Here is a 20,366-nt window from a genome sequence, read left to right as displayed (position 1 = left end):
GCCCTGCGGCGGCTCCGCCGCCTGGGTCTGCCGCTGCGCGCCACCCGCTCCGCAGCGCTGGGCCAATATAGGCCTGGCCGACTTCCTCTTCTCTTTAGCAATTAAATAGCCTCTCTTGAGTATAATTATTAAAGCTTTGTTAAATCAGAAGCTAAACGAACTTTGTTGATGCCCCTAATGAGCTAGCTTTTTCCTTGCTCGGGCTAGCTTTTTCCTTGCTCGGGCTAGCTTTTTCCTTGCTCGGGCTAGCTTTTCCCTTGCTCGGGCTAGCTTTTCCCTTGCTCGAGCTAGCTTTTTCCTTGCTCGGGCTAGCTTTTTCCTTGCTCGGGCTAGCTTTTTCCTTGCTCGGGCTAGCTTTTTCCTTGCTCGAGCTAGCTTTTTTCTTGCTCGGGCTAGCTTTTTCCTTGCTCGGGCTAGCTTTTTCCTTGCTCGGGCTAGCTTTTCTCTTAGTGCTTAAAAGCAGGATTCAGCCATTCATCACCTAGGGACAAGCCCCTAGGCTAATCCAATGGAGTCAGCCCTAAAGGGCCTCAACTGCTGATATACAAGGCCTTGCTCAGTTGTTATCGCAAAAAAAAACCTCATCCAAAGGCCCTCTTTAGAGGGCTGTCTGAAAAGCTAGCCTAGGGGCTTGTCCCTAGGCGCAGAAAAGGAGAAACACAAAATTTTAAACAACCTGAAGAGAGTAAACCTAGCGCCAACGAGCGAAGCGGAGGCCCCAAAACAGCCCAGCTTAACAAAGATATTAACTTTGAATTGTTTTTTTTCAAAAAGAACTACATTTGCCATTATCTTAAAATTATAAATAAAATTCTTATGAGGTATTTATTACTTTTCCTTACTCTTTTCACGTTTTTCAATGTCACAAAAGCCCAGCAAGCAGATACGGCTGCTTGGTGCCCCCCTGCAGCGACTTGGGTATATTCGGTCTCGGCTTGGGGGCCAGATAGCTATCTAAAATATACTTATGAAAAGGATACTCTGCTTCTGAACCAGGCGGTTAAGAAAATAGCCCTTAGCTTTCTTCAATACTACTCCGTAAGTCCTATTCTTGGTCGGACAGAGAACCATTTAGGCTATGAATATGAATACATGTCTAATGATAGTCTTTATTTTTATGATCCTACTAGCAATAGCTTTATCCTCAAGTTTGATTTTAATGCTACAGTAGGCGATTCTTTGATTGTTCGCAATCCGCGCTCAACTTGCAATGGCAACTCCAATTTTCCAGACCAAGACACCCTATATATAGATAGTATCTCTGCGGAAATTTCGGGACAAATTGCCTTTGAACGATATAATCTTAGCTCAGGCAATTACACCTCCTTCTATTTTAGTCGAGTCATTAAAAACATTGGCAGTGCTGATGGCTTTCATCCAGAGATATCTAGACTAGCCTGTTCCTCATCTTTAGCAACCTATGGAGAATTTTATGAAGGCTTTGCATTTTATCAGGATAGTGTGCGAGGAAGACTATTTGCTCCGCCCTATTTTTCAGATTCCTTAGCCAATAATATTATCAGCAGTATTTTCAGAACGGAGTCGGGAATTTCGGCAGCAAAAGAAGTGCGGGTATTTCCGAATCCTGCGCAGGATGAGCTTTGGCTAGATATAGCGCTAAATGGCGCATTGAATCTTAGCATTTATAATTTGGCGGGGCAGGAAGTTCGTCATTTTCAGCTGCATCAAAACCACTTTTCTATTCGAGACTTGCCCAAGGGCATGTACATCTTACATTTGCGAACAGATGATCAACAGTTTTATCAAACTAAATTTGTGAAGTTATGATTTTAAAAATATCCTCAACAATTTGCTTTAGTCTGGCTATCTTTTGTAGCTGTTTTTCGCAAAATACGATTTGTCTTACCGATCAAAGCTCTTTTGTTGAAAATCATATTGATGCCAAAAGCATATCTGATCTAAAAGTAGTCCGAATCAACTATCACTTTATGCTTAAATCTGATGGTAGTGGTAATTTTACAGAGCAAGATGATGGCAACGGAAATAGTAACTATACAGGTTACGATTATGCTACTGAGATAACAGCCTGGATGAACGGACGAGCAAGCTGGAATCAAGCCTTAAGCCTTGATCCCAACAACAATATTCCTGCTATTGATAAGAATTTTAGATATGTAGTTGATGCTATTTATTTTCATCGAGATGATAATAGCTATTACTTCCAAACGATTAATGTAGGCACACAAGGAGCAGATAGAGATAGTGTATTAAATATATTCTTCACTCATTCTCTGGATTCAAGTGGTGGTGGATATGCATCCAGTTTAAGTCCCAGCTCTAAAAATAAATTTACAGAAAATAGACATATTTGGGAAAGCTATATTTCTGCAATACAAAATAGCACCCCCATGGGTTGGATATTTCATGGAGATGGTAGTAACCTAAACCATGAATTATGTCATCTAATGGGGCTCTCTCATACAGTTAAGTGGAATGGTAGCGGTGCCTGTGGTACAGGCTGCTCCAACCTTACTGGAGTTAATGATCCTCCTGGTGCTACAAATCCTATTAACACAAACTGTGATGATGGTTGTAGTGATACCCCCACCGCTTGGGAGATTACACAATTAAATGGCTGTAGCCAACATCCAGCCTGTGGTTGGTGGAATAATGCCGTTCAATTAGGAAAAGATATGGCCTATTGTTCTAATAATGTGATGGATTATTCTGGAGAAAATGCGTTATCTCCTTGTCAAATCAACAAGATTCATAGTAATTTGGAAGCAGGAATGCATACCTATCTTGCCTGTACTGCAGTACAAAGTGATACATACTTTGAAGACATAGGATACCCCCGAGTAAGCTACTTTGGTCGCAAGGTTAATATAGGAAAAGACACAAACACCAATGCAGCAGATATAACAGATCAAGAAAAGCTTAGTGTTTATTTTTCAGAGTCTGTAGAACTCGAAAATTTTGACATCAATGCTACTGATGCTAGTTTTGAAATCATTTTTACAGATGCATGTAGCTTTTAAACTTCTATAGCCCTACTATTTAAGCCCAGTACTTTAGTTAGTACTGGGCTTTTTTATGTGGTCCTAGAGGCGGCGAAGCCGCCATGGCCGAAGGCCAAAAGGCCTAGCGATGTGCAGGGGTGGCCGAAGGCCAGACCAAAGCCGCCGCAGGCGGCTGCAGGGCCGAGCAGACCTGCGAGCCCCGCAACGTAGCGCCGCAAGGCGAAGCCGCAGCGGAGGCCCCAAATCCTCATTATCGTCCAGCACGCATAGCTTCTACGGCTTCCATTTTGGAGGCAGAATAGGCGGGAATAATACCTGCGATCACGCCAGAAAAGGCGGCAATACTGAGGCCGAGGATAGCATTATAGCTAGATAAAAAGATGGGGAAATCGGCAAAATGGGTAACCGCTAGGGCGGCTAGGTAGACAAAGAGGAGGCCGATAGCGCCGCCGAAGAGGCAGAGTAAAATAGACTCGATCAGGAACTCCATGAGGATCATATAGCGCTTGGCGCCTAGGGCTTTTTTCACGCCGATCAGGTTGGTGCGTTCTTTTACGGAAACGAACATAATATTGGCCACCGAAAAAACGCCCACGATAATGGCGAAGCCGCCAATAAAGAGGCCTGCTAAATTAATGACCCCAAAAATGCTACTGAGAAAATTGGAGAGGATAGAGAGTGTATTGAGGGCAAAATTGTCTTCTTCTTTTGGGGGCAGGCGGCGGCTAGCTCGGAGCACCCCCACCAATTCGGTTTTTAGGGCCTCTACATCTACCTCTTGCTCGGCTTTTACGGAAATAGAGCTACGGCCCTTATTTTGGGCAGATCGGCCTAGGTTAACATACTTGCGGGCCGTATTGTAGGGGATGATCGCGACATTATCGAAATTGATGGGATTAATGAGGTCCTTTCCTTCTTTTTGAAGGACGCCCACCACCTTAAGTTTTTGTCCTTTAGACTTAATCCATCGGCCCAGGGCGGACTCCCCTTCTCGGAAAAGCGCCTTATAGACCTCATAGCCGATCACCACCTCATTTTGGCCTCTAAAAAAGCTATTGGGGCTAAAGTATCGGCCTTGTTCGAACTCTAGGCCGAAGATATCTTTATAATCGGGGGTTACGCCCATATAGAACACCCCAGCGGCCTCTCCCAGTTTAGACTCCGTATTGCTACCGCCAATAAAGACAGTAAAAGAAGTTTTGCCAGCGGTTTGGCAATTGGCTTGAATGGCTTCAAAATCTCGGTAAGAGGGTTCGGGTCGGCGCATATACTTCCAGTAATTCTCTCTAGGGTCTTCTCCCCAGGGCATCGTATTTACGTAGACCACATCATCGCCTAGTTGCTCAAAGCTTTTGCGGATACTATACTCTAGGGAATCGACTGCGGAGAAGACCATAATCACGCACCAGATGCCAATGGTAATGCCGAGAAGGGAGAGCAGGGTACGGAGTTTATTGCCAAGCAATTGTTGGAGGGCCAGGAAGCAGGCCTCAAAAAAGAGGCGAAAAAAGAGGAGGACGGCAGCCATAGAAAAATCGGGTTGAAGCCAAAAAATGGGGAGACTCATCTAAGATAAGTCTCCCGATCAATAGTTTACTAACTTTTAGAGTAAAATAAGGTTTAGCTAGACCAACTAGGCGGCTTTCTCTTTGCGTTGGTTCTTTCTTTTTTGGCGGAGGAAAAAAGCGCCTCCGGCGGAGAGCATAATTCCGCCAATGGCGAAGGGCAAAAAGGGATTGGAGGGGGGCAGATTTAGTTTTTTATCATTGCCCATAAGGATAAAGGGCGACCAAAAGGCGGGATGCGCCATAGGGCCTTTATTGGCGGCCAGATAATTGAGTTTTGCTTGTCGGAGGGCCTCGCTTTTGCTCAGGCCAGCCTCTAGCTGTTGATAAAAACTTTGCATAATCGCTGAGGTAGCGGCATCATCTACCTGCCAGAGGCTGACCAGAAGAGCGGGAGTTCCTGCATTGATAAAAGCGGTAGCCAGAGAGGCGGTTCCGTTGCCTGCTTGAAACTCTCCGTAGGCGGTTTCGCAGGCCGAGAGGACCACCAGATCGGCTTTGAGGTCTAGATTTAAAATTTCGATAGCTTGTAGGAAGCCATCTTCTAGGCTATCGCTATTGGGGGTAAAAACTAGGCCTGATAGGCTAGGTTGTTCTCTATTCATCAGGCCGTGCATAGCGAGATGAATAAAGCGATACTTTTTGGCCTCTTTAATAAATCGTTCTTCTTGGGCATCTTGGCCAAAGAGGAAGCGGCCTTCAAAGAGGGTCGCTAGTTTTTGGACCTCTTCTTCGGCTAGTTTTAGGGGCGTTAGTTGGCTGCGTTTATTATTCAGGCTAATGGTATCGTCTTCTTGGTAGCTGGCGGCCATGGCCAGCATTTGGCCATTATTCTGTTGGAAAGAGGTATTTTGGTTATGTTGCCAGAGCTCGAGCGAGAAAGAGTAGCTAATGGCATATCGTTTAATCAGATAGGCCAAGCTATTATAATTATCATTGTCTTTGGCGGGCAATATCAGTAGGGTTTCAAAGGGAATATAGGCCAGTTCTTTATCGGGAATAATCAGTAATTGTTTGATTGTTGTCTTTGGGTTTTGGAGAACGGGCGCCAGCAGCAGTTGATAGAGCTGATGGGCTTTTTGGCTATAGTTCAGAAAAACCTCTTCATTGCCAGAAAGGACCTGTTTGTAGGAAAGCAGCATACTTTGCAAATCCATGAGTTCTTGGGCCAATTCCTCGGCATTGATTTTTTGCTCTACATATCGGATTTCTTGATGATCGAGATAAAAAATAAAGCAACTACTATCGGTTAGGAAATACTCGATAGCGGCTCGTTTGGGACCTAGGTCTTTTTGTAGCTGCTTTAGTTGTAGGCGTTTATGGCCAAACTTATAATCAACATAATCTGGATATTGCTTAAACAGATAGCGTTTGTGTTCCTCCATTTCCCAGATTTGGTCATTGAGCAAAACGAGCAGGCTATCTTTCTTTGTTTTTTCTTCAGTAGACTGATAGGCCTTTAGGATTTGATGATATTGTTTTTTGATGCCCTCTTGCTTTTCCTGTTCATTTTTGGGCAGTAATTTTTTGCTATAAGCGATGCGTTCATTTTGGCTCTCTAGGAGAAGAGTTGATTTATCTTTTTCAGAGATAGCGAGCAGCTGCTCAGCGGCCTGTTGGTCCAGATGCGCCCATTTCATTAGCCGTTGGTAAGTGGCCGAGCTAATCTTTAGCGAGCTTAGGCGATCTTGTTCTAAATTAAGCGTTTCTCTTTCTTTGGCTAGGGTTTCGGCATGAAGGCTATCCATGGTTAGCAGGCGCTTGAGGTAGGTGGGCGATTTGCTTTCTTGGTAGCGTTTGCGTTCTAAATCTTTAGCGATAAAGAGAATTCTAGACAGTTCGCCTAGGTCCAGAAAATAATTTATATCTAGGCCGGCTAGTTGGTCTAAATCAAAGCGTTTTTCTTGGGTACTGTTTAATTCCAAATGCTGAAGGATAGCGGCTTCTGCAGCATCAAAATTTCCTTTGGCAACCGCTAGGCGGGCTACAAGTTTTAGGCTTTGGATGTAGTTGACTGTTTTTGGAGCAAAAACGGCAGTAATATAGGCTCTATATTGTTCTAGATAATGTTCTGCCTGTTGATAATCTTCTTGTACAAGAGACAAGTTAAACAGTTTAAATAAAACAGTTTTTTTGAATGCTACTTTTCCCTCCGCCAAAGCAGCTTTATAATAAGTTTCTGCAGCCAAATAATCCTTTTCTCCCCTACAAGCATTGCCTAAGTTTAAAAAGATAGATGGAATAACCTTATTATATTGTTTACTCTTGGCGAAGACCAAAGCAGCCTGGTAAACTTCTTTTGCTTTTGAATAGGCTTCTTTTATTTCTAGCATGCTTCCTTTTGCTATCATGACTTGCAGGTAAAATTCATTTTCGTGCCCTAAATCCGTCATAATATTCAGGATGAGGTTAGCCGTTTGTTCCGCTTTTGTATACTGCCCTGCTTTTTGCTCAACAAGCATCAAGTTATACAAAGAGCGAGCATAAGGCTCTCCTTTGGCCTCATTGTATTTACGTTCTAGGGCAACGCTTTGCCTAAAAAAATCAGCGGCCAAATCATACTTTGCCTGCTTTAGATAAACTACAGCTATATTATTGATTAGGGCAATATATTGAGGGCTGCTCTCCATCTCCAACTGCTCCAAAATAGCCTTAGCTTCTAATTGATGAGTCATCGCCTGCTCAAAATTAGCTTCAACCAAATATAGCTTGGCTCTCAGCCCTAGCCACTCTGCCAGATGTATGCCCTTTTTGCCCTGATCTAAGCGCTCTACCTGGCTTTTGGAAGCCCTTAATGTAGCATGAATAGCTTCATATTTACCTAAGTTATATTGCAACACCATCTTACTGCCCGTAAAACTCCAACTCAAACTATCTTTCCAACCCTGGCTGGCCGGCTCTGTCTCTAAAGCAAGCAAAGCAGAATCTATAATAGCCATAGATTGCGCATACTGGCTTTCCATATAAGCCTCCATATAACGCGCCTCAAAAGCTTTATACTTGGCTGTATCTTGCCCAAATAGTAAAATGGGCGCCAGTAAAAAGAGATAAATACAGTATAAGTGTCTCATTTTTATGAAAATAAATAAATGGTATAAGTTAATATTTTTGCAAACTTAACATTTTAGAAAGAGCCGACCTATTTTTTTTTCTTTTTTGGGGCTGCCCCGCCCTTTGGGCGGGTCGGGCTGTGTCGCAGCTCGCTGTTCGCTCGGCCCTGCGTTTTTCGCTACGCTCAAAAACTTGGTCTGGCCTGCGGCCACTGCTTTCCATCCCTCATCCGTTTTGGCCCAAAGGCCAAAGGCGGCCCTTGGGCCGCCTCCCTCCTACTTCTTATGCACAATTTCTAGTTGTACAAAATAGTCCTCTCTTCTTTTGTAATGGTATAAATTGACCTCTACATCTTCTAGGCTACAAGCCTCATAATTTAGCTCGTAATATTCCTTGAGCAAAGAGTAAGGAGCCTTAGTGGTTTCCTTCCCCTCTCGCAAGCAGTTTTTTTCTAACACTCTTTTTACTTGCTTGGCCGCCTGATCTCTAGCCTGAGCCGCTAGGTCTTGTTTTTCGCCCTCATATAAGTTGCAGCGATAAACATACCCCTTGGGCGTAATCTCCATGGTCCCCTCTTTGCCCTGAAACAAATAGCTGGTTTCATATCGGCTGCCCTTAATATCCTTATCAATAAAATCTCCCTGAATGGGAATAAATAAGGTTTCCGAAATAGCCAACAAAAACTCTAGTTGCTCGCCAAACTCCTGGGCATCCCGATATTTGGCCCAGTCCTTTTTGGCCAAAATGAGTAGCAATTTTGGGGTTACCAAATAGTCCTTTTTGTCCAAGGCCGTAAAACGCCAAAAATAATCACCCGCCTCTTTAATTGTATAACTCGACTTAAAGCGAAACTTATCGCCCTTCTGCTTGGGCTGGATGCTCATGATTTCTTCGCTCTCAGAAGAAAAACTCCCCTGAAAAGGGGTCGCCTGGTCTTGCATCAAAAAAGTAATATGATCGCCCCGATCCAAAAAAATAGCCTCTTCTACATATTCACAACCCTTTTTAACACCCACCTCAGTCCAAAAATCCCCCTTGCCATTACTCAACACTTGTATGTTCTCCCGTATGGCTTTTACCCGATCACTTTCGGTATGCTTAATATAACTCTGCCCCCAAAGACCTATGGGCATAAAAATACTGAGTACTAAACTGTAGTAATATGATTTCATCTCTCTTATATTATAGTACAAAAAATAAAAGTAAGCAAAAGCTAGCAGCTCCTACTTACTGCTTTAATAATCATACCCAACTGCTATACCAATTAACGGACTCGCCCCCAATTTAGGATGATACTGTAGCCCCAAATAGGCATGAAAGAATACCTTCCCCGGAATTTGGTAACGATAACCCAAAGAAGGCAGAGCCACTGGCACAAAATTACCCCCATCGGCCAAGGAATAACCCAGGTTTACATTGGCCCCAAAACCCGCCTCTATAAAATGCCCCCGACTGCCATAAGCATATAATAGACGTAAAGGAACAGACATCGCCACCATTTTCCCATAGTTGTTCCGCATAAAACCTAAACCCACACCCGTTTGTAAGTTAAGTTGCTGTAAAGGTCGCTGCCAAAGGCTATATTGAGTATTAAAGTACATAAAACTGCTCTGCGAAGGGCCCAAACCTACCGTACTCACCAACTCTACACTAAACAACCGCTGCGGATGGTATTGAGGCCGCTTTCGCTCTGGCACTTCATATTGAGCCTTAAGCGAAAAGACCCAAAAAATTAAGATTAAACTGTACAAAATTCGCATCTCCTAAGTATTTTAAATTCCTTGAAGCCAACTTGCTGGCTTTCCTATAAAAAATAGCACTTTCTTTGTAGTCCCAGACTATGTTCGACGAATTCATTCTGCCAAAACAAAACTTTATAAGAACATGCGCACCACTTTCATCCTCTTCTGTTTATTACTCGGCCTAAATGATCTCTATGCCCAAAATGATAGCTGGGCCATCTCTATGAGCACGAGCAGATCGCTGCAAGCCTACGAAAAGAGCAGCGAATTCCCTACCGACTTTGTTAAAAAACATTGGAACCAAGGAAAATTTATGACCAATATCGCCTTCGATGGCGAGGCTTGGTGGGTCGTTATGACGCAGAAAAATTATAAACAACAAACCTTCTATCGAAGTACCGATTTCCCCAACGATTGGATCGACCGCAAATGGAACGAAGGCTTCGATATTACCGATATCGAGTTTGCCGATGAACAATGGATCGTGGTCATGAGCCGCGGCGCTGGCTTTGAACAAGAAGGCTGGGCCAAAAAAAATAGCTTCGACGAAATTAAAACCTATATCGAACAACAATGGAAAGCCGGTAAGTATATCATCGACCTAGCCTACGGCCAAGGCCAATGGGTGGGCGTCCTCTCTAAAGGCGCTCAGTTCCGCCAACAAACTTTCCGCTGGTCAGCCAGTTACCCCGCCAAATGGATCCAAGAAAATTATGGCAAAGGCTTCAATATTACCGGTATCACCTATGGCGACGGCCAATGGCTGGTCGTTATGTCTAAACTCAAAAAAGCCCAAAGTGAAGTCAGTATGGCCCAAACCGCCTTTCCCGCCAACTATATCAAAACTAACTGGGATAAAAATCACCGCATTAGCCAACTCCACTTCAACTATGAACCCCAAGGCCGTAAAGATTATTTCCAAAACTATTATGCCGCCGGAAATAAAGCCCTCAATGCTAAAAATTATGACCTCGCTATCCGCCAATATACCGAAGCACTCAAACTTCAACCTAACGATTCCCGTTGCTATAATAATCGCGCCTGGGCCAAGTACCTCCTCGGCCAATGCGAAACTGCCCTCAATGATGTCAATTCAGCCATCCAAATAGAAGCCAATGAACATAGCTACCATAGCCGCGCAGCTATCTATCTATGCCTTGGCCGCTGCAATAAAGCCCTAGACGATTTTAATACGGCCGAACGTATGGCCAAAACTAAAGACGCTTTCTATTATGGCGACCGCGCTATGGCCCAAGAATGCCTAGGCAATTTTCAAGCCGCCGCCAAAGATTACCAAAAAGCCCTAAATATTAACCCCCAAGAAACAGCCTACAAAAAAGGCCTAGCCCAAGCTACAGCCCATATGAAGGAAACTTCACCCCCCTCCGTTAGCTGGGATTACCCCTATAAAGCCTATACCGCTAGTACAGACCCCGTCTATGAGGTCAAAGCCTGTATCAATTCCGAATTAGATATCACTTCGGTAAAACTCCTGCTCAACGGAAAAAGCTTTAGCGCTAGAGGATTTGGCCTAGAAGATGACTGCGACCGCAGCCTCTCCGAAACCGTCCGCCTCCAAGAAGGACGAAACGAACTCATTATTCAGGTCCAAACCAATAAACACGAAATGCGCTCCGAAAAACGCATTATCGAATATAAAGCCTCTAGTAGCGGAAATTATCACGCCCTCATTATCGCCGTAGAAAATTATGACGATTTCGCCATCTCTGATCTCGAAAAACCCATCGATGACGCTACCGAACTCCAAAAGGTCCTTACCCAAACCTATACCTTCGAACCTACCGATGTGCACTTTCTCAAAAATCCCACAAAAGAAGAAATTCTCAATAAATTGGTCTACCTACAAGACCGCCTAACCAATGATGACAACCTTTTGGTCTACTATTCTGGCCACGGGATCGTGAAAAATGAAGTGGGCTACTGGCTCCCCAAAGATTCTAAAAAGAATAGCCGCAGCAATTGGCTCTCTAATGCCGAACTCCGCGATTATATGAATGCCATGAAAGCCAAACATACCCTGGTGGTCGCCGATGCCTGCTTTAGTGGCTCCATTTTTACCGGCGGCTTCCGAAATATGGAGGAGTTCGCCTGCGAGGAAATGGCCAAACTCAAAAGCCGCCGAGCTATCACTAGCGGAGCCAATACCGTAGTACCCGATAACAGCATTTTCTTTAAGTATTTTATCAAAATGCTGGACCAAAATGATGCTAGCTGCTTCACCGCCGAAAATCTCTACTCTAAAATTAAACCCGCAGTCATCTACAATAGCCCCAATAATCATGTCCCGCAGTTTGGCGTACTCCCCCAAACTGGCGATGAAGGCGGAAATTTTGTCTTCAGAAAACGCTAGTTACTACTGCTTTTTTGGGGCCTCCACAGCTTTGCTGTGGCGCTACGTTTCGGGGCTCGCTGCTCGCTCGGCCCTGCGCCGCCTTCGGCGGCTGGGTCTGGCCTGCGGCCACCCCTACACATCGCTAGGCCGTTTGGCCTTCGGCCACTAAAGAGGCCCTATTTTCCACTTCCAACCAGATCCTATGTATAAGTTATTCTTTGCCTGCCTCAGTTTTTTGACCCTCTCTAGCAGCCTTTTGGCCCAACCCTATACCACAGGCATCCCCCTAGAACCAGACCCCGACTATGACGATATTCCCGTCAAAGCCGAACAAACAAAATCACTCTACCGCTCTGTAGGCTCTAGCGCCTCTTTGACCAAATGGGCCCCCACTCCCGGTAGCCAAGGCAATTATGGGACCTGCGCCGCCTGGGCCACGGCCTATACCGCCCGCTCTATCCTAGAAGCAAAGGCCAATGGCTGGACCGATACCAAAACTATCGACAATAATATCTTTTCTTATGGCTTCCTCTATCGCCTAAGCTCTTCTAGCAAAAATTGCTGGGGCGCTTACCTCTCTCGCTGTGCCGAAAATATGAAGGTTTATGGCGTACCCAAATACAAGGACTTTAAGGCCCATTGCTATAATGGCAATAAACTGCCCCAACAAGCCTATGATGCCGCCAAAAACTTTAAGATTAAGGATTATGTCCGCCTTTGGGACAAAAATGACGGCACTACCGACAAACAAAAGGTGGCCAAGGCCAAAAAAAGCCTCTCCGAAGGCTATCCCATTGCCGTTTCTATGATTTGCCCCAATTCTTTTATGTATGCCAAATCAGATCTTTGGCGGCCCACCGAATCTGCTAAAGAGTCGCCAACTAACCCACATGGCCGCCATGCCGTTTGCCTCATTGGCTATGATGATGATAAATATGGTGGGGCCTTTTTGGTCCAAAATTCTTGGGGTACTTCCTGGGGCGGCAATGGCCGAATTTGGGTCAAGTATAAAGATTTTCCCGCCTTCTTTTATCAGGCTATCGAAATTGTAGGCGAGCCCGCCAAGGCCCCCGCAAAAAGAGAACTAGCCGGCAGCCTCCGCCTAGAAGGCTATGAGGGCCAAGCTATGCAAGCCCGCATCCAAGCCGATAAAAGTAGCTTCCGCCTAAAATCTTCTTATCGCTCAGGGACCCGCTTCAGAATGTATATTGGCAACCAAGCCCCCGCCTATGTCTATGCCATTGGCGACGATTTGCGGCATAAGCCTTTTGTGGTTTTTCCCCATAAGCCTAATGTGAGCCCCTTACTCAATTACCAAAAGAATGAGGTTCCCTTGCCCAATGAAGAAAAACACCTTCGTCTAAACGGACAGGTAGGCACTGATTTTTTGTGCATCATTTATTCGCAAGAACCTTTAGATATTGAGCAAGTTTGCCGACAGCTCAAGCAGCAAAGCGGCAAACTGAGTTTCAAGAGCCGCCTCAAGGCGGTCCTTGGTCCAAAACTCGCCGATGATTCGGCCCTAAAGTATAGTTTGGGCAATAATGGCCAAATGAAATTTAAGGGCAAAGGCCGTTGCGCCGCCCTACTGGTCGAAATTCCACATATTGATTAAAAGAGAGCCCCGCCGCAAAATTGCGGCGGGGCTTTTTTCTGCGCCCTACTGGCTGAGGGATGGATAGTGGTGGCCGAAGGCCAGACCCAGCTTTTGAGCGCAGCGAAAAAGCGCAGGGCCGAGCAGACCTGCGAGCCACGACACAGCCCGACCCGACCAAAGGGAGGGGCAGCCCCAAAAAAACAATCCTCAAAACACCAAAATTAAAAAACTAAACATCTAGACAAATAGCCCCTAACCCATTGATCAAATGGGTATTTACCTCAAAATTGTTCTCTTATGAAAAAGCCAATCTTATTATTTACGGCCAGTTTGTTTTCTCTGGCCAGCTGGGCGCAGCTCCCCCGCTTAGAAGCGCCTGATTTTATTGAATATGAAAGCCAGCAGGAGGCTGATTTTTTGCTGCCCATTGCAGAGGAAAACAGTGATTTTAGCTATACTGGTTTGCAGGCTGCCCGCAACCTCAAGGAGGTCAATATGGAGGGCGGCACCGATGCTTACCCTTGGTTATCTAAGGATGGTTTGCGTTTATTTTGGACCCAAACCATTGGTGGAGAGGACCAAATCATGCAGGCCGAGCGGCCCAATTTGGAGGCTACATTTGGAGAGGCTAAAGTAATGGGCCTCAATCTAGCTGGCTTAGACAATATGTCGATTTGGCTATCTGCAGATGAGTTGACCGCCCTGCATACGGTAAGAGAAGAGGGCAAAATTGACCTTTATTTCTCTCAGCGAAAAAATAAAAACGAAGAGTTTTCGACGGCTGCCGCTATCCTTAGTTTGGAGGGTGTTGCCAATCTGGAATTCATCTCGGCCCCTAGTCTGACCCAAGATTTAGAAGAGCTTTATGTTTATCACTCTGGAAGCAACGGCCAGCAAATTTTGCGCTTCAAGTTGGGGGCTTTTCCGGGGCTCTACCAATTTGAGGATGTGCTGATAGAAGGGGCCGATATAGAGCCGGGCCGCCTGTCGCATGATGGATTGCGTTTTGTTTGTAATAATGCGCAGCGCGAATTGCTCATTTTTGAGCGCCGCAGTTTATCGGAAGAATGGGTGGAGCAAGAACCTATTCCCTTGCCCAGCGATTTTAGTCAACTTGCCTTTTCGGATCAAGAAATGGTTATGGTGCATTCTTATGATCGTCTTTGGGAGTCTAACCAATTGCATTTGGCCAAAAGTATATTTGCCTCTAAAAGCCAGCCTCTAGCGGCAGAAAATGCCAAAGAATTGCAGCTACAGCTCTACCCGCATCCTGTACAGCAGCGTTTTACGGTAGCGCCACTTTTGCCCCAGGAGGCCAGTTTGGAGCGGGCCGAGCTCTATGGTTTGGGTGGACAAAAGCTGAGGGAATTTCCTTTAGAGGGGCAAGCAGCCCAATATGAATTTGACTTGGGCAATTTGCCTTCTGGCAGTTATATTTTGCGTTTATCGGGCCAAGGATTTTTGCCTGTTTCGCAGCTAGTGATCAAACAATAGCATAAAAAAAAAGAGACGGGCAAAGGCTCGTCTCTTTTCTATAATAGGGAAACTGTTGCAGAGGATGCGACCAGATCTCGGGCGAGATGCTGCCTCTATACAGTAAAAGATAGGATCAATAGGAGGAAGTACTGGGGTCGCTAATTTTGGTTTTAATACTTTGTACCAAGGCAGAGGAGACGTTTCTCCGGCCCACTTTCTTACGTAAAAATTCTCTAAAGGATTTCTCCTGTTCCAATTTGGCGAGTTGTTCTGGAGATTCCATAATGGCATCTAAAAAATTGCGGCTTTCTTCTGGAGCGAGAGCCCCATCTAGGTACATGACCAGACGGCGGTTGAACTCCTTGTCAGTTAGTCCATTCATAACTGTACTGTTTTAGTAAATTGAGAATAGTTTGCATCTATTTCAAATAGCGCCCCTTCTTTTAAGAGGCGCCTGATAATTTGAAGTTTCTTGCTAACGGCTTAAAGCGCCTAAATAGTTCGTTTTCGGTCTGTTAAAAGCGAATTATTTATTTTTTTGGCCCCTATAATCCTTATACCCTAGCCTTTCGGCATAAGTACGCAGTTGCTCTTTGAGCATATTACGAGCGCGGTGCAGACGCGAGCGCACCGTACCAATAGGAACATCAATAATTTTGGCAATTTCCTCATAGGTAAAGCCTTCAATATCGCAGAGTAAAATGACGGTGCGAAAATCTACAGCTAGAGAGTTGATTGCCGTGGTTACCTCATCGCCAATCATGCCTTGAAAGATTTCTTGGCGGAGGTCCATAAAATCTACATAACTTGCTTCTTCGGTATCATGATAGCTCACAATGTCCTCATAATCCACTTTTTGTGGACGTTTACTCTTTTTGCGATACTGATTAATGAAGGCATTTTTCAGAATCTTAAAGAGCCAAGCTTTGGCGTTGGTTCCGGCCTGATATCGATGTATAAACCGATAGGCCTTGAGATAAGTTTCTTGTACCAGGTCATTTGCATCATCTTCATTGTAGGTCAGATGATAGGCAAAGTTGTACAAGGCATTAATTTGAGGCATAAGTTCCTCATTAAAGACCTGCAGTTCTTCTGCAGTGACTTCTCGTTCTTCTTTTTGAGGTTCCTGTTCTTGGTTTTCCTCATCGGGTAGAGAGTGCTCTTCCATGGGTATTGAGATACTGGAGTTGTTGGAATATTCTGCTATTTTTTTTGGGGCTGCCCCGGCCTTTGGCCGGGTCGGGCTGTGTCGTGGCTCGCAGGTCTGCTCGGCCCTGCAGTTTTTTTCGCTTCGCTTCAAAAAACTTGGGTCTGGCCCTTCGGGCCACCACTATCCATCCCTCAGCCTGCGGGCCTTCGGCCCTGTCTCCGCTAAAAAGGCCAGCCTTCAACTTTTGAGGGGTTGAAGGCCAACAAATTTAGTATCTTTTTGGGAAGAATCCAGTAAATGGTCCAAAAAGGAGGCAGCGCAGACTATCGTCTGCCAGCTTGGCGATACAGGCGCTGCAAAACATCGGCAAATTTAGCGTCAGCTTTGAGGCGGCTGTGGTCGGCTTCGGGCATATAATAGCTTAGTTTTTTTAGAAAGATCCCTTTAAAGGCCTCATAATTTTCATGATTGCGAGTAGGGAGATATTGGGCAGAGCGGTTGGCTACATCCACCAATTCTGCAGTGGCCTGATAATCCTTGCGAAGAAGGTCTAGCAAATCGCTAATGGGGTTGGCGGCTACAGTTGTACCGGCAGCTGGAGCAGCGGCTGCTCTATCTTGGGCGCTAGCTTCTTGGCCAATAAATAAAAAGGCGAGAAGAGCAAAACTTAGGATCCACTTATACATGATGATGATTATTTTTCTGTGAAATTAACTTGAGACTTACGAATATACAAAGAACTCATTTAAAAACAACGGTCCTTGCTGAGGAATGCTAATTTTGCGCTCTTCTGCCTTATTTTTTTCTGCCATAGCGATGCTATGCCATTTAAAAATGCCTTGAATACCACCAAATTATTCATGATCAGCTGTAAGGACGTCGCTCTTAAATGAGTTCAAGAACTCATTTAAAAATAACTCCAAAACTTAGGAAAGGATAATCTTAGCGCTTTGCTAAATTACTTTTTACAATGCCGAGAAAATCCCATTTAAAAATGCCTTGAATACCACCAAATTATTCATGATGCGGCAAGCAGGCGGCACAGCCGCCGCAAAGGAGCGCAGCGACTTGGCCTACCGATGTGCAGCAGTGCGGCGCAGCCGCAGGGCCGAGCGACCCGACCAACGGGAGCCGACGCAGCGAAGCAAGTAACAGCGAGCTGCGACAACCAGCCCCTATAGGGGCGCCAGTTCGACGACCATAGGGAGTAAACGTAGGGCCGCAGCGCAGCTGCGGAGGCCCCTATAAAAAACTGTACTAAAATCGCCATACTTATATATAGAAGTTGTAAATTGCTTTTTTATGACCTAAAAAAATCAAGATTCATGGCGACTCGTCAAGAGAAAGATTCTATCGGATATGTAGAAGTGCCCGCCGACAAATATTGGGCCGCACAAACGCAACGTTCTAAGGAAAACTTCCAGATTGGAGGGCAGCGCATGCCTTTGGAGATTACGCATGCTTTTGCCATTTTGAAGAAAGCGGCAGCTTTGACCAACAACAAATTGGGGGTTTTGGCTGATGACAAGGCAGAAATCATTGCTAAAGTTTGCGATGAGGTGCTTACTGGCGCTTTAGATGATCAGTTTCCGTTGGTGGTTTGGCAGACGGGTTCGGGTACGCAATCGAATATGAACATGAACGAAGTAGTAGCCAACCGTGCGCATGTGCTTTTGGGGGGGAATTTGGGCGATAAGGTGAAGAAAATCCACCCTAACGATGATGTCAATAAATCGCAGTCTTCAAATGATACTTTTCCGACGGCCATGCATATTGCGGCCTATAAAATGTTGGTAGAGAACACGATTCCCGGTTTGGAGCAATTGCGCAATCGTTTGGACGAGAAAGCCAAAGCCTATGCGGGAGTAGTAAAAATTGGCCGCACGCACTTTATGGATGCCACGCCGGTGACGGTGGGTCAAGAGCTATCTGGTTTTGTAGCGCAATTGGATCATGGCATTCGGGCCATTAAGAATAGTCTATCTCATTTGGCCGAATTGGCTTTGGGAGGAACGGCAGTGGGGACTGGATTGAACACTCCTGCGGGTTATGCGGAAGAAGTGGCGGCTCAGATTGCGGGCCTAACGGGCTTGCCCTTTGTGACTGCGCCCAATAAATTTGAGGCCTTAGCGGCCCATGATGCCATTGTAGAATCTCATGGCGCCTTGAAAACCGTGGCTGTTTCTTTGATGAAAATTGGGAATGACATTCGGATGTTGGCATCTGGTCCACGTTGTGGAATTGGAGAATACACCATTCCCGCCAATGAACCTGGTTCTTCAATTATGCCTGGCAAGGTCAATCCTACACAGGCCGAGGCTTTAACTATGGCCATGGCTCAGGTAGTTGGAAATGATGTAGCGATTAACGTAGGCGGCATGACGGGGCAATTTCAGCTCAACGTCTTCAAGCCCATGATGATTTTCAACTTCTTGATGTCGGCTCGTTTGATTGGAGATGCTTGTCGTTCTTTTGAGCGCAACTGCATTGCTGGATTGGAGCCCCAGTTGAACAACATTGCCAAAAACTTGGACAACTCCTTAATGTTGGTGACGGCCCTCAACACGCATATTGGCTATGACAAAGCCTCTGAAATTGCGAAAAAGGCCTATAAAGAAAACAGCACTCTCAAAGAAGCTGGTTTGGCCCTAGGGTATTTGACAGCAGAAGAGTTTGATGCTTGGGTTCGTCCTGAAAACATGATTGGCAGTCTTTAGGAAAATTGTTCTTTTAGTTGCAGAAAAAGCAGCTTGCGCCTTGCGCAAGCTGCTTTTTTTTGGGCCCAAAAAAAGCGCTTAGCCCGAAGGCAGAGCGCTCTAGATGGCTTTCCAATTGTCAGGAAAAAAGCCCAGTTCTTATTTTGTGCGGCCCAAAGTATCGCCATAGCGATTATGGATAAGGGCCTTCAATTCTTTGCGGGCAAAGAAAATACGACTTTTAACGGTACCCAAAGGCAACTGCAACTGATCGGCAATTTCTTGGTACTTATAGCCATAGTAATGCATCATAAAGGGGATGCGGATACTATCATCTAGAGAGGCAATCATTTTTTGGAGTTCCTGCATCAGGATACCTGATTCAGCCCCATTAGAAACCGTTTGCCCTCCGGTATTGAGATAATACTGATTATCGGTAGCATCGAAGATGGTGTTGGCTTTCATCTTCTTGCGATAATTATTGATAAAAATATTGCGCATGATGGTAAACAACCAAGCCTTGAGGTTGGTCCCTGGACGGAACTTATCTTTATTGGTGAGTGCTCTAAAGGCCGTTTCTTGATAGAGATCTTTAGAGTCTTCTGAGCTTTTAGTCAGTTTGTAGGCAAAGGCCTGAAGGATGCCCGCCATTTCATGGATTTGAACGCTAAATTCAGAGCTAGACATAAGGCATGCATTTTTTGTGATTCTTAAAAACTGTTGAACTTTCAATAGTTCAAATATAAGGCAATCTTAAACAAAAAACAAAACTTTGTTCCAATTAAATGTAGCTACATCAATTTATTTAGCTTAACCTTAAGAGTCTTAAAAAGCACAAATAATTGATTTACAGCAAAATAAGCCCAAACCCCCTTAAAATTGTCTTAATATAAGTTTTCAAAAAAAATTGAAAGTTGTATAGCCTTTGGGGCTATTTTCTGTTTGTCTAGGTCCTATTAGGGCAAATAAAAAGCGGGGTAACTAGCAAAAACCAGTAGTTACCCCGCTAATAAACAATGACTTAGGTCGATAGATAAAATCTATTGGCCATTTATTAAACAGCTACTAATAGCCTGCTCCAATTTGTTTAATGAGCCCGAAAGCGAGAAATAGGCATTGGCCCCTGCTGCTGCACAAAGCGCAATTAGGCTAGGGCTCTCATGCTGATCAACCACAAAAATAGGGGCCTCTGGATAAGCACCTCTTAAGGTTTTGAGGCATTCTACTCCTTTCTCGTAGGCATTATCGGTGTTAATGATAAATATATGGGTTTGCCTCAACTCTTCTTTTTGCTCATTGAGCCAACAGGAGGCACAAGCCGGCAAGGCCAGATAAGCCAGCGCAAGACTGCTCTGCTCGGCCAAGAGCTCGACCAAGGTTTCAGATACCAACTTATTTTCTCCTAATATCAATAATTGCATGCCGAGCATTTCCAATGAGTTCACTAAACATTCAATTATATAAAGTTGGCTGCTTTCCTACATCAAAGAAGTTCTTAATTCTATAATTTAGGCGTTTTACCTAATCTACAGGCATTTATGGACCAATTTTTGATAGGTCAGAACAGAACATTTACTCACCCCTTTATTTCTAAAAAATATATGCTACTAGTTATTACCCTTTATATTCTCATTTTCTCACAACTCCTCCGCTCTATCTGGGAAGAAGGCAATCTGGTCTACAAAGACCCTAAGTTTTGGCTACAGCTCTTCTCTATTTTTATAGTGGCCTATGTTTATATTGGGATCTAGTAAA

16 protein-coding genes are annotated in these 20,366 nt (G+C 44.8%); 7 read left to right on the top strand and 9 right to left on the bottom strand.

Annotated features, from left to right (window positions below):
* Positions 1-816 precede the first annotated feature (816 nt).
* A complete protein-coding gene (locus tag SAPGRDRAFT_RS10705) occupies positions 817-1,788 on the top strand; it encodes a T9SS type A sorting domain-containing protein (RefSeq protein ID WP_002659283.1) in 972 nt (323 codons plus the stop codon).
* On the top strand, positions 1,785-2,999 hold the full coding sequence (locus tag SAPGRDRAFT_RS10700) for a hypothetical protein (protein WP_002659282.1): 1,215 nt from the start codon (positions 1,785-1,787) through the stop codon (positions 2,997-2,999). Before SAPGRDRAFT_RS10705 ends, SAPGRDRAFT_RS10700 begins: the two co-directional genes overlap by 4 nt.
* A 232-nt stretch (positions 3,000-3,231) precedes the next feature.
* Here SAPGRDRAFT_RS10700 and SAPGRDRAFT_RS10690 read toward each other — a convergent pair whose 3' ends face one another.
* The 4 genes from SAPGRDRAFT_RS10690 to SAPGRDRAFT_RS10675 all read right to left on the bottom strand — a co-directional run bounded on the left by SAPGRDRAFT_RS10690 (position 3,232) and on the right by SAPGRDRAFT_RS10675 (position 9,357).
* On the bottom strand, positions 3,232-4,548 hold the full coding sequence (locus SAPGRDRAFT_RS10690; protein ID WP_002659281.1) for an ABC transporter permease: 1,317 nt from the start codon (positions 4,546-4,548) through the stop codon (positions 3,232-3,234).
* Positions 4,549-4,614: 66 nt separating this feature from the next.
* On the bottom strand, positions 4,615-7,617 hold the full coding sequence (locus SAPGRDRAFT_RS10685; protein WP_002659280.1) for a CHAT domain-containing protein: 3,003 nt from the start codon (positions 7,615-7,617) through the stop codon (positions 4,615-4,617).
* 255 nt (positions 7,618-7,872) lie between these two features.
* Positions 7,873-8,769, bottom strand: a complete 897-nt coding sequence (locus SAPGRDRAFT_RS10680; protein ID WP_002659279.1) for a hypothetical protein — start codon at positions 8,767-8,769, stop codon at positions 7,873-7,875.
* A 63-nt stretch (positions 8,770-8,832) separates the two neighbouring features.
* On the bottom strand, positions 8,833-9,357 hold the full coding sequence (locus SAPGRDRAFT_RS10675; protein WP_002659278.1) for a hypothetical protein: 525 nt from the start codon (positions 9,355-9,357) through the stop codon (positions 8,833-8,835).
* Positions 9,358-9,481: 124 nt separating this feature from the next.
* Between SAPGRDRAFT_RS10675 and SAPGRDRAFT_RS10670 the strand changes: the two genes are divergently transcribed.
* The 3 genes from SAPGRDRAFT_RS10670 (at position 9,482) to SAPGRDRAFT_RS10660 (ending at position 14,783) form a co-directional block, all read left to right on the top strand.
* Entirely contained in the window at positions 9,482-11,710 is a 2,229-nt protein-coding gene (locus SAPGRDRAFT_RS10670) for a DUF7477 domain-containing protein (RefSeq protein ID WP_002659277.1), read from the top strand.
* A gap of 184 nt (positions 11,711-11,894) precedes the next feature.
* Positions 11,895-13,307 (top strand): C1 family peptidase, encoded by a 1,413-nt coding sequence (locus tag SAPGRDRAFT_RS10665; protein WP_002659276.1) that lies wholly within the window; start codon positions 11,895-11,897, stop codon positions 13,305-13,307.
* A gap of 279 nt (positions 13,308-13,586) precedes the next feature.
* Positions 13,587-14,783 carry a T9SS type A sorting domain-containing protein gene (locus tag SAPGRDRAFT_RS10660; RefSeq protein ID WP_002659275.1) on the top strand — a complete coding sequence of 399 codons (1,197 nt, stop codon included), beginning with the start codon at positions 13,587-13,589 and terminating at the stop codon, positions 14,781-14,783.
* Between the two features lie 115 nt (positions 14,784-14,898).
* On the opposite strand, the gene SAPGRDRAFT_RS10655 is transcribed toward SAPGRDRAFT_RS10660, so the two are convergent.
* From SAPGRDRAFT_RS10655 to SAPGRDRAFT_RS10640, 3 genes are all read right to left on the bottom strand, one after another.
* The gene (locus tag SAPGRDRAFT_RS10655; RefSeq protein WP_002659274.1) at positions 14,899-15,147 is read right to left on the bottom strand and encodes a hypothetical protein; all 249 of its coding nucleotides are present in this window, start codon (positions 15,145-15,147) and stop codon (positions 14,899-14,901) included.
* Between the two features lie 144 nt (positions 15,148-15,291).
* A complete protein-coding gene (locus tag SAPGRDRAFT_RS10650) occupies positions 15,292-15,933 on the bottom strand; it encodes a sigma-70 family RNA polymerase sigma factor (RefSeq protein ID WP_002659273.1) in 642 nt (213 codons plus the stop codon).
* A 305-nt stretch (positions 15,934-16,238) separates the two neighbouring features.
* Positions 16,239-16,601 carry a hypothetical protein gene (locus SAPGRDRAFT_RS10640; RefSeq protein WP_002659272.1) on the bottom strand — a complete coding sequence of 121 codons (363 nt, stop codon included), beginning with the start codon at positions 16,599-16,601 and terminating at the stop codon, positions 16,239-16,241.
* 639 nt (positions 16,602-17,240) lie between these two features.
* Here SAPGRDRAFT_RS10640 and fumC point away from each other — a divergent pair.
* On the top strand, positions 17,241-18,632 hold the full coding sequence (gene fumC, locus SAPGRDRAFT_RS10635) for a class II fumarate hydratase (protein ID WP_002659270.1): 1,392 nt from the start codon (positions 17,241-17,243) through the stop codon (positions 18,630-18,632).
* Positions 18,633-18,770: 138 nt separating this feature from the next.
* On the opposite strand, the gene SAPGRDRAFT_RS10630 is transcribed toward fumC, so the two are convergent.
* Together SAPGRDRAFT_RS10630 and SAPGRDRAFT_RS10625 are read right to left on the bottom strand one after the other, a co-directional pair.
* Positions 18,771-19,298, bottom strand: a complete 528-nt coding sequence (locus SAPGRDRAFT_RS10630) for an RNA polymerase sigma factor (protein WP_002659269.1) — start codon at positions 19,296-19,298, stop codon at positions 18,771-18,773.
* Positions 19,299-19,651: 353 nt separating this feature from the next.
* Positions 19,652-20,056 (bottom strand): transcriptional regulator, encoded by a 405-nt coding sequence (locus tag SAPGRDRAFT_RS10625; RefSeq protein ID WP_156001902.1) that lies wholly within the window; start codon positions 20,054-20,056, stop codon positions 19,652-19,654.
* A 156-nt stretch (positions 20,057-20,212) separates the two neighbouring features.
* Here SAPGRDRAFT_RS10625 and SAPGRDRAFT_RS23105 point away from each other — a divergent pair, with 156 nt between their 5' ends.
* Complete coding sequence (locus SAPGRDRAFT_RS23105) at positions 20,213-20,362, top strand: hypothetical protein (RefSeq protein WP_002659267.1); 150 nt, start codon at positions 20,213-20,215, stop codon at positions 20,360-20,362.
* The last annotated feature ends 4 nt before the right edge of the window (positions 20,363-20,366 follow it).

Source organism: Saprospira grandis DSM 2844 (assembly GCF_000275825.1).
In the GTDB taxonomy this organism is placed as follows: Bacteria; Bacteroidota; Bacteroidia; order Chitinophagales; family Saprospiraceae; genus Saprospira; species Saprospira grandis_A.
Note: the sequence above shows the minus strand (reverse complement) of the source record. Positions and strands in the feature narration are given on the sequence as shown.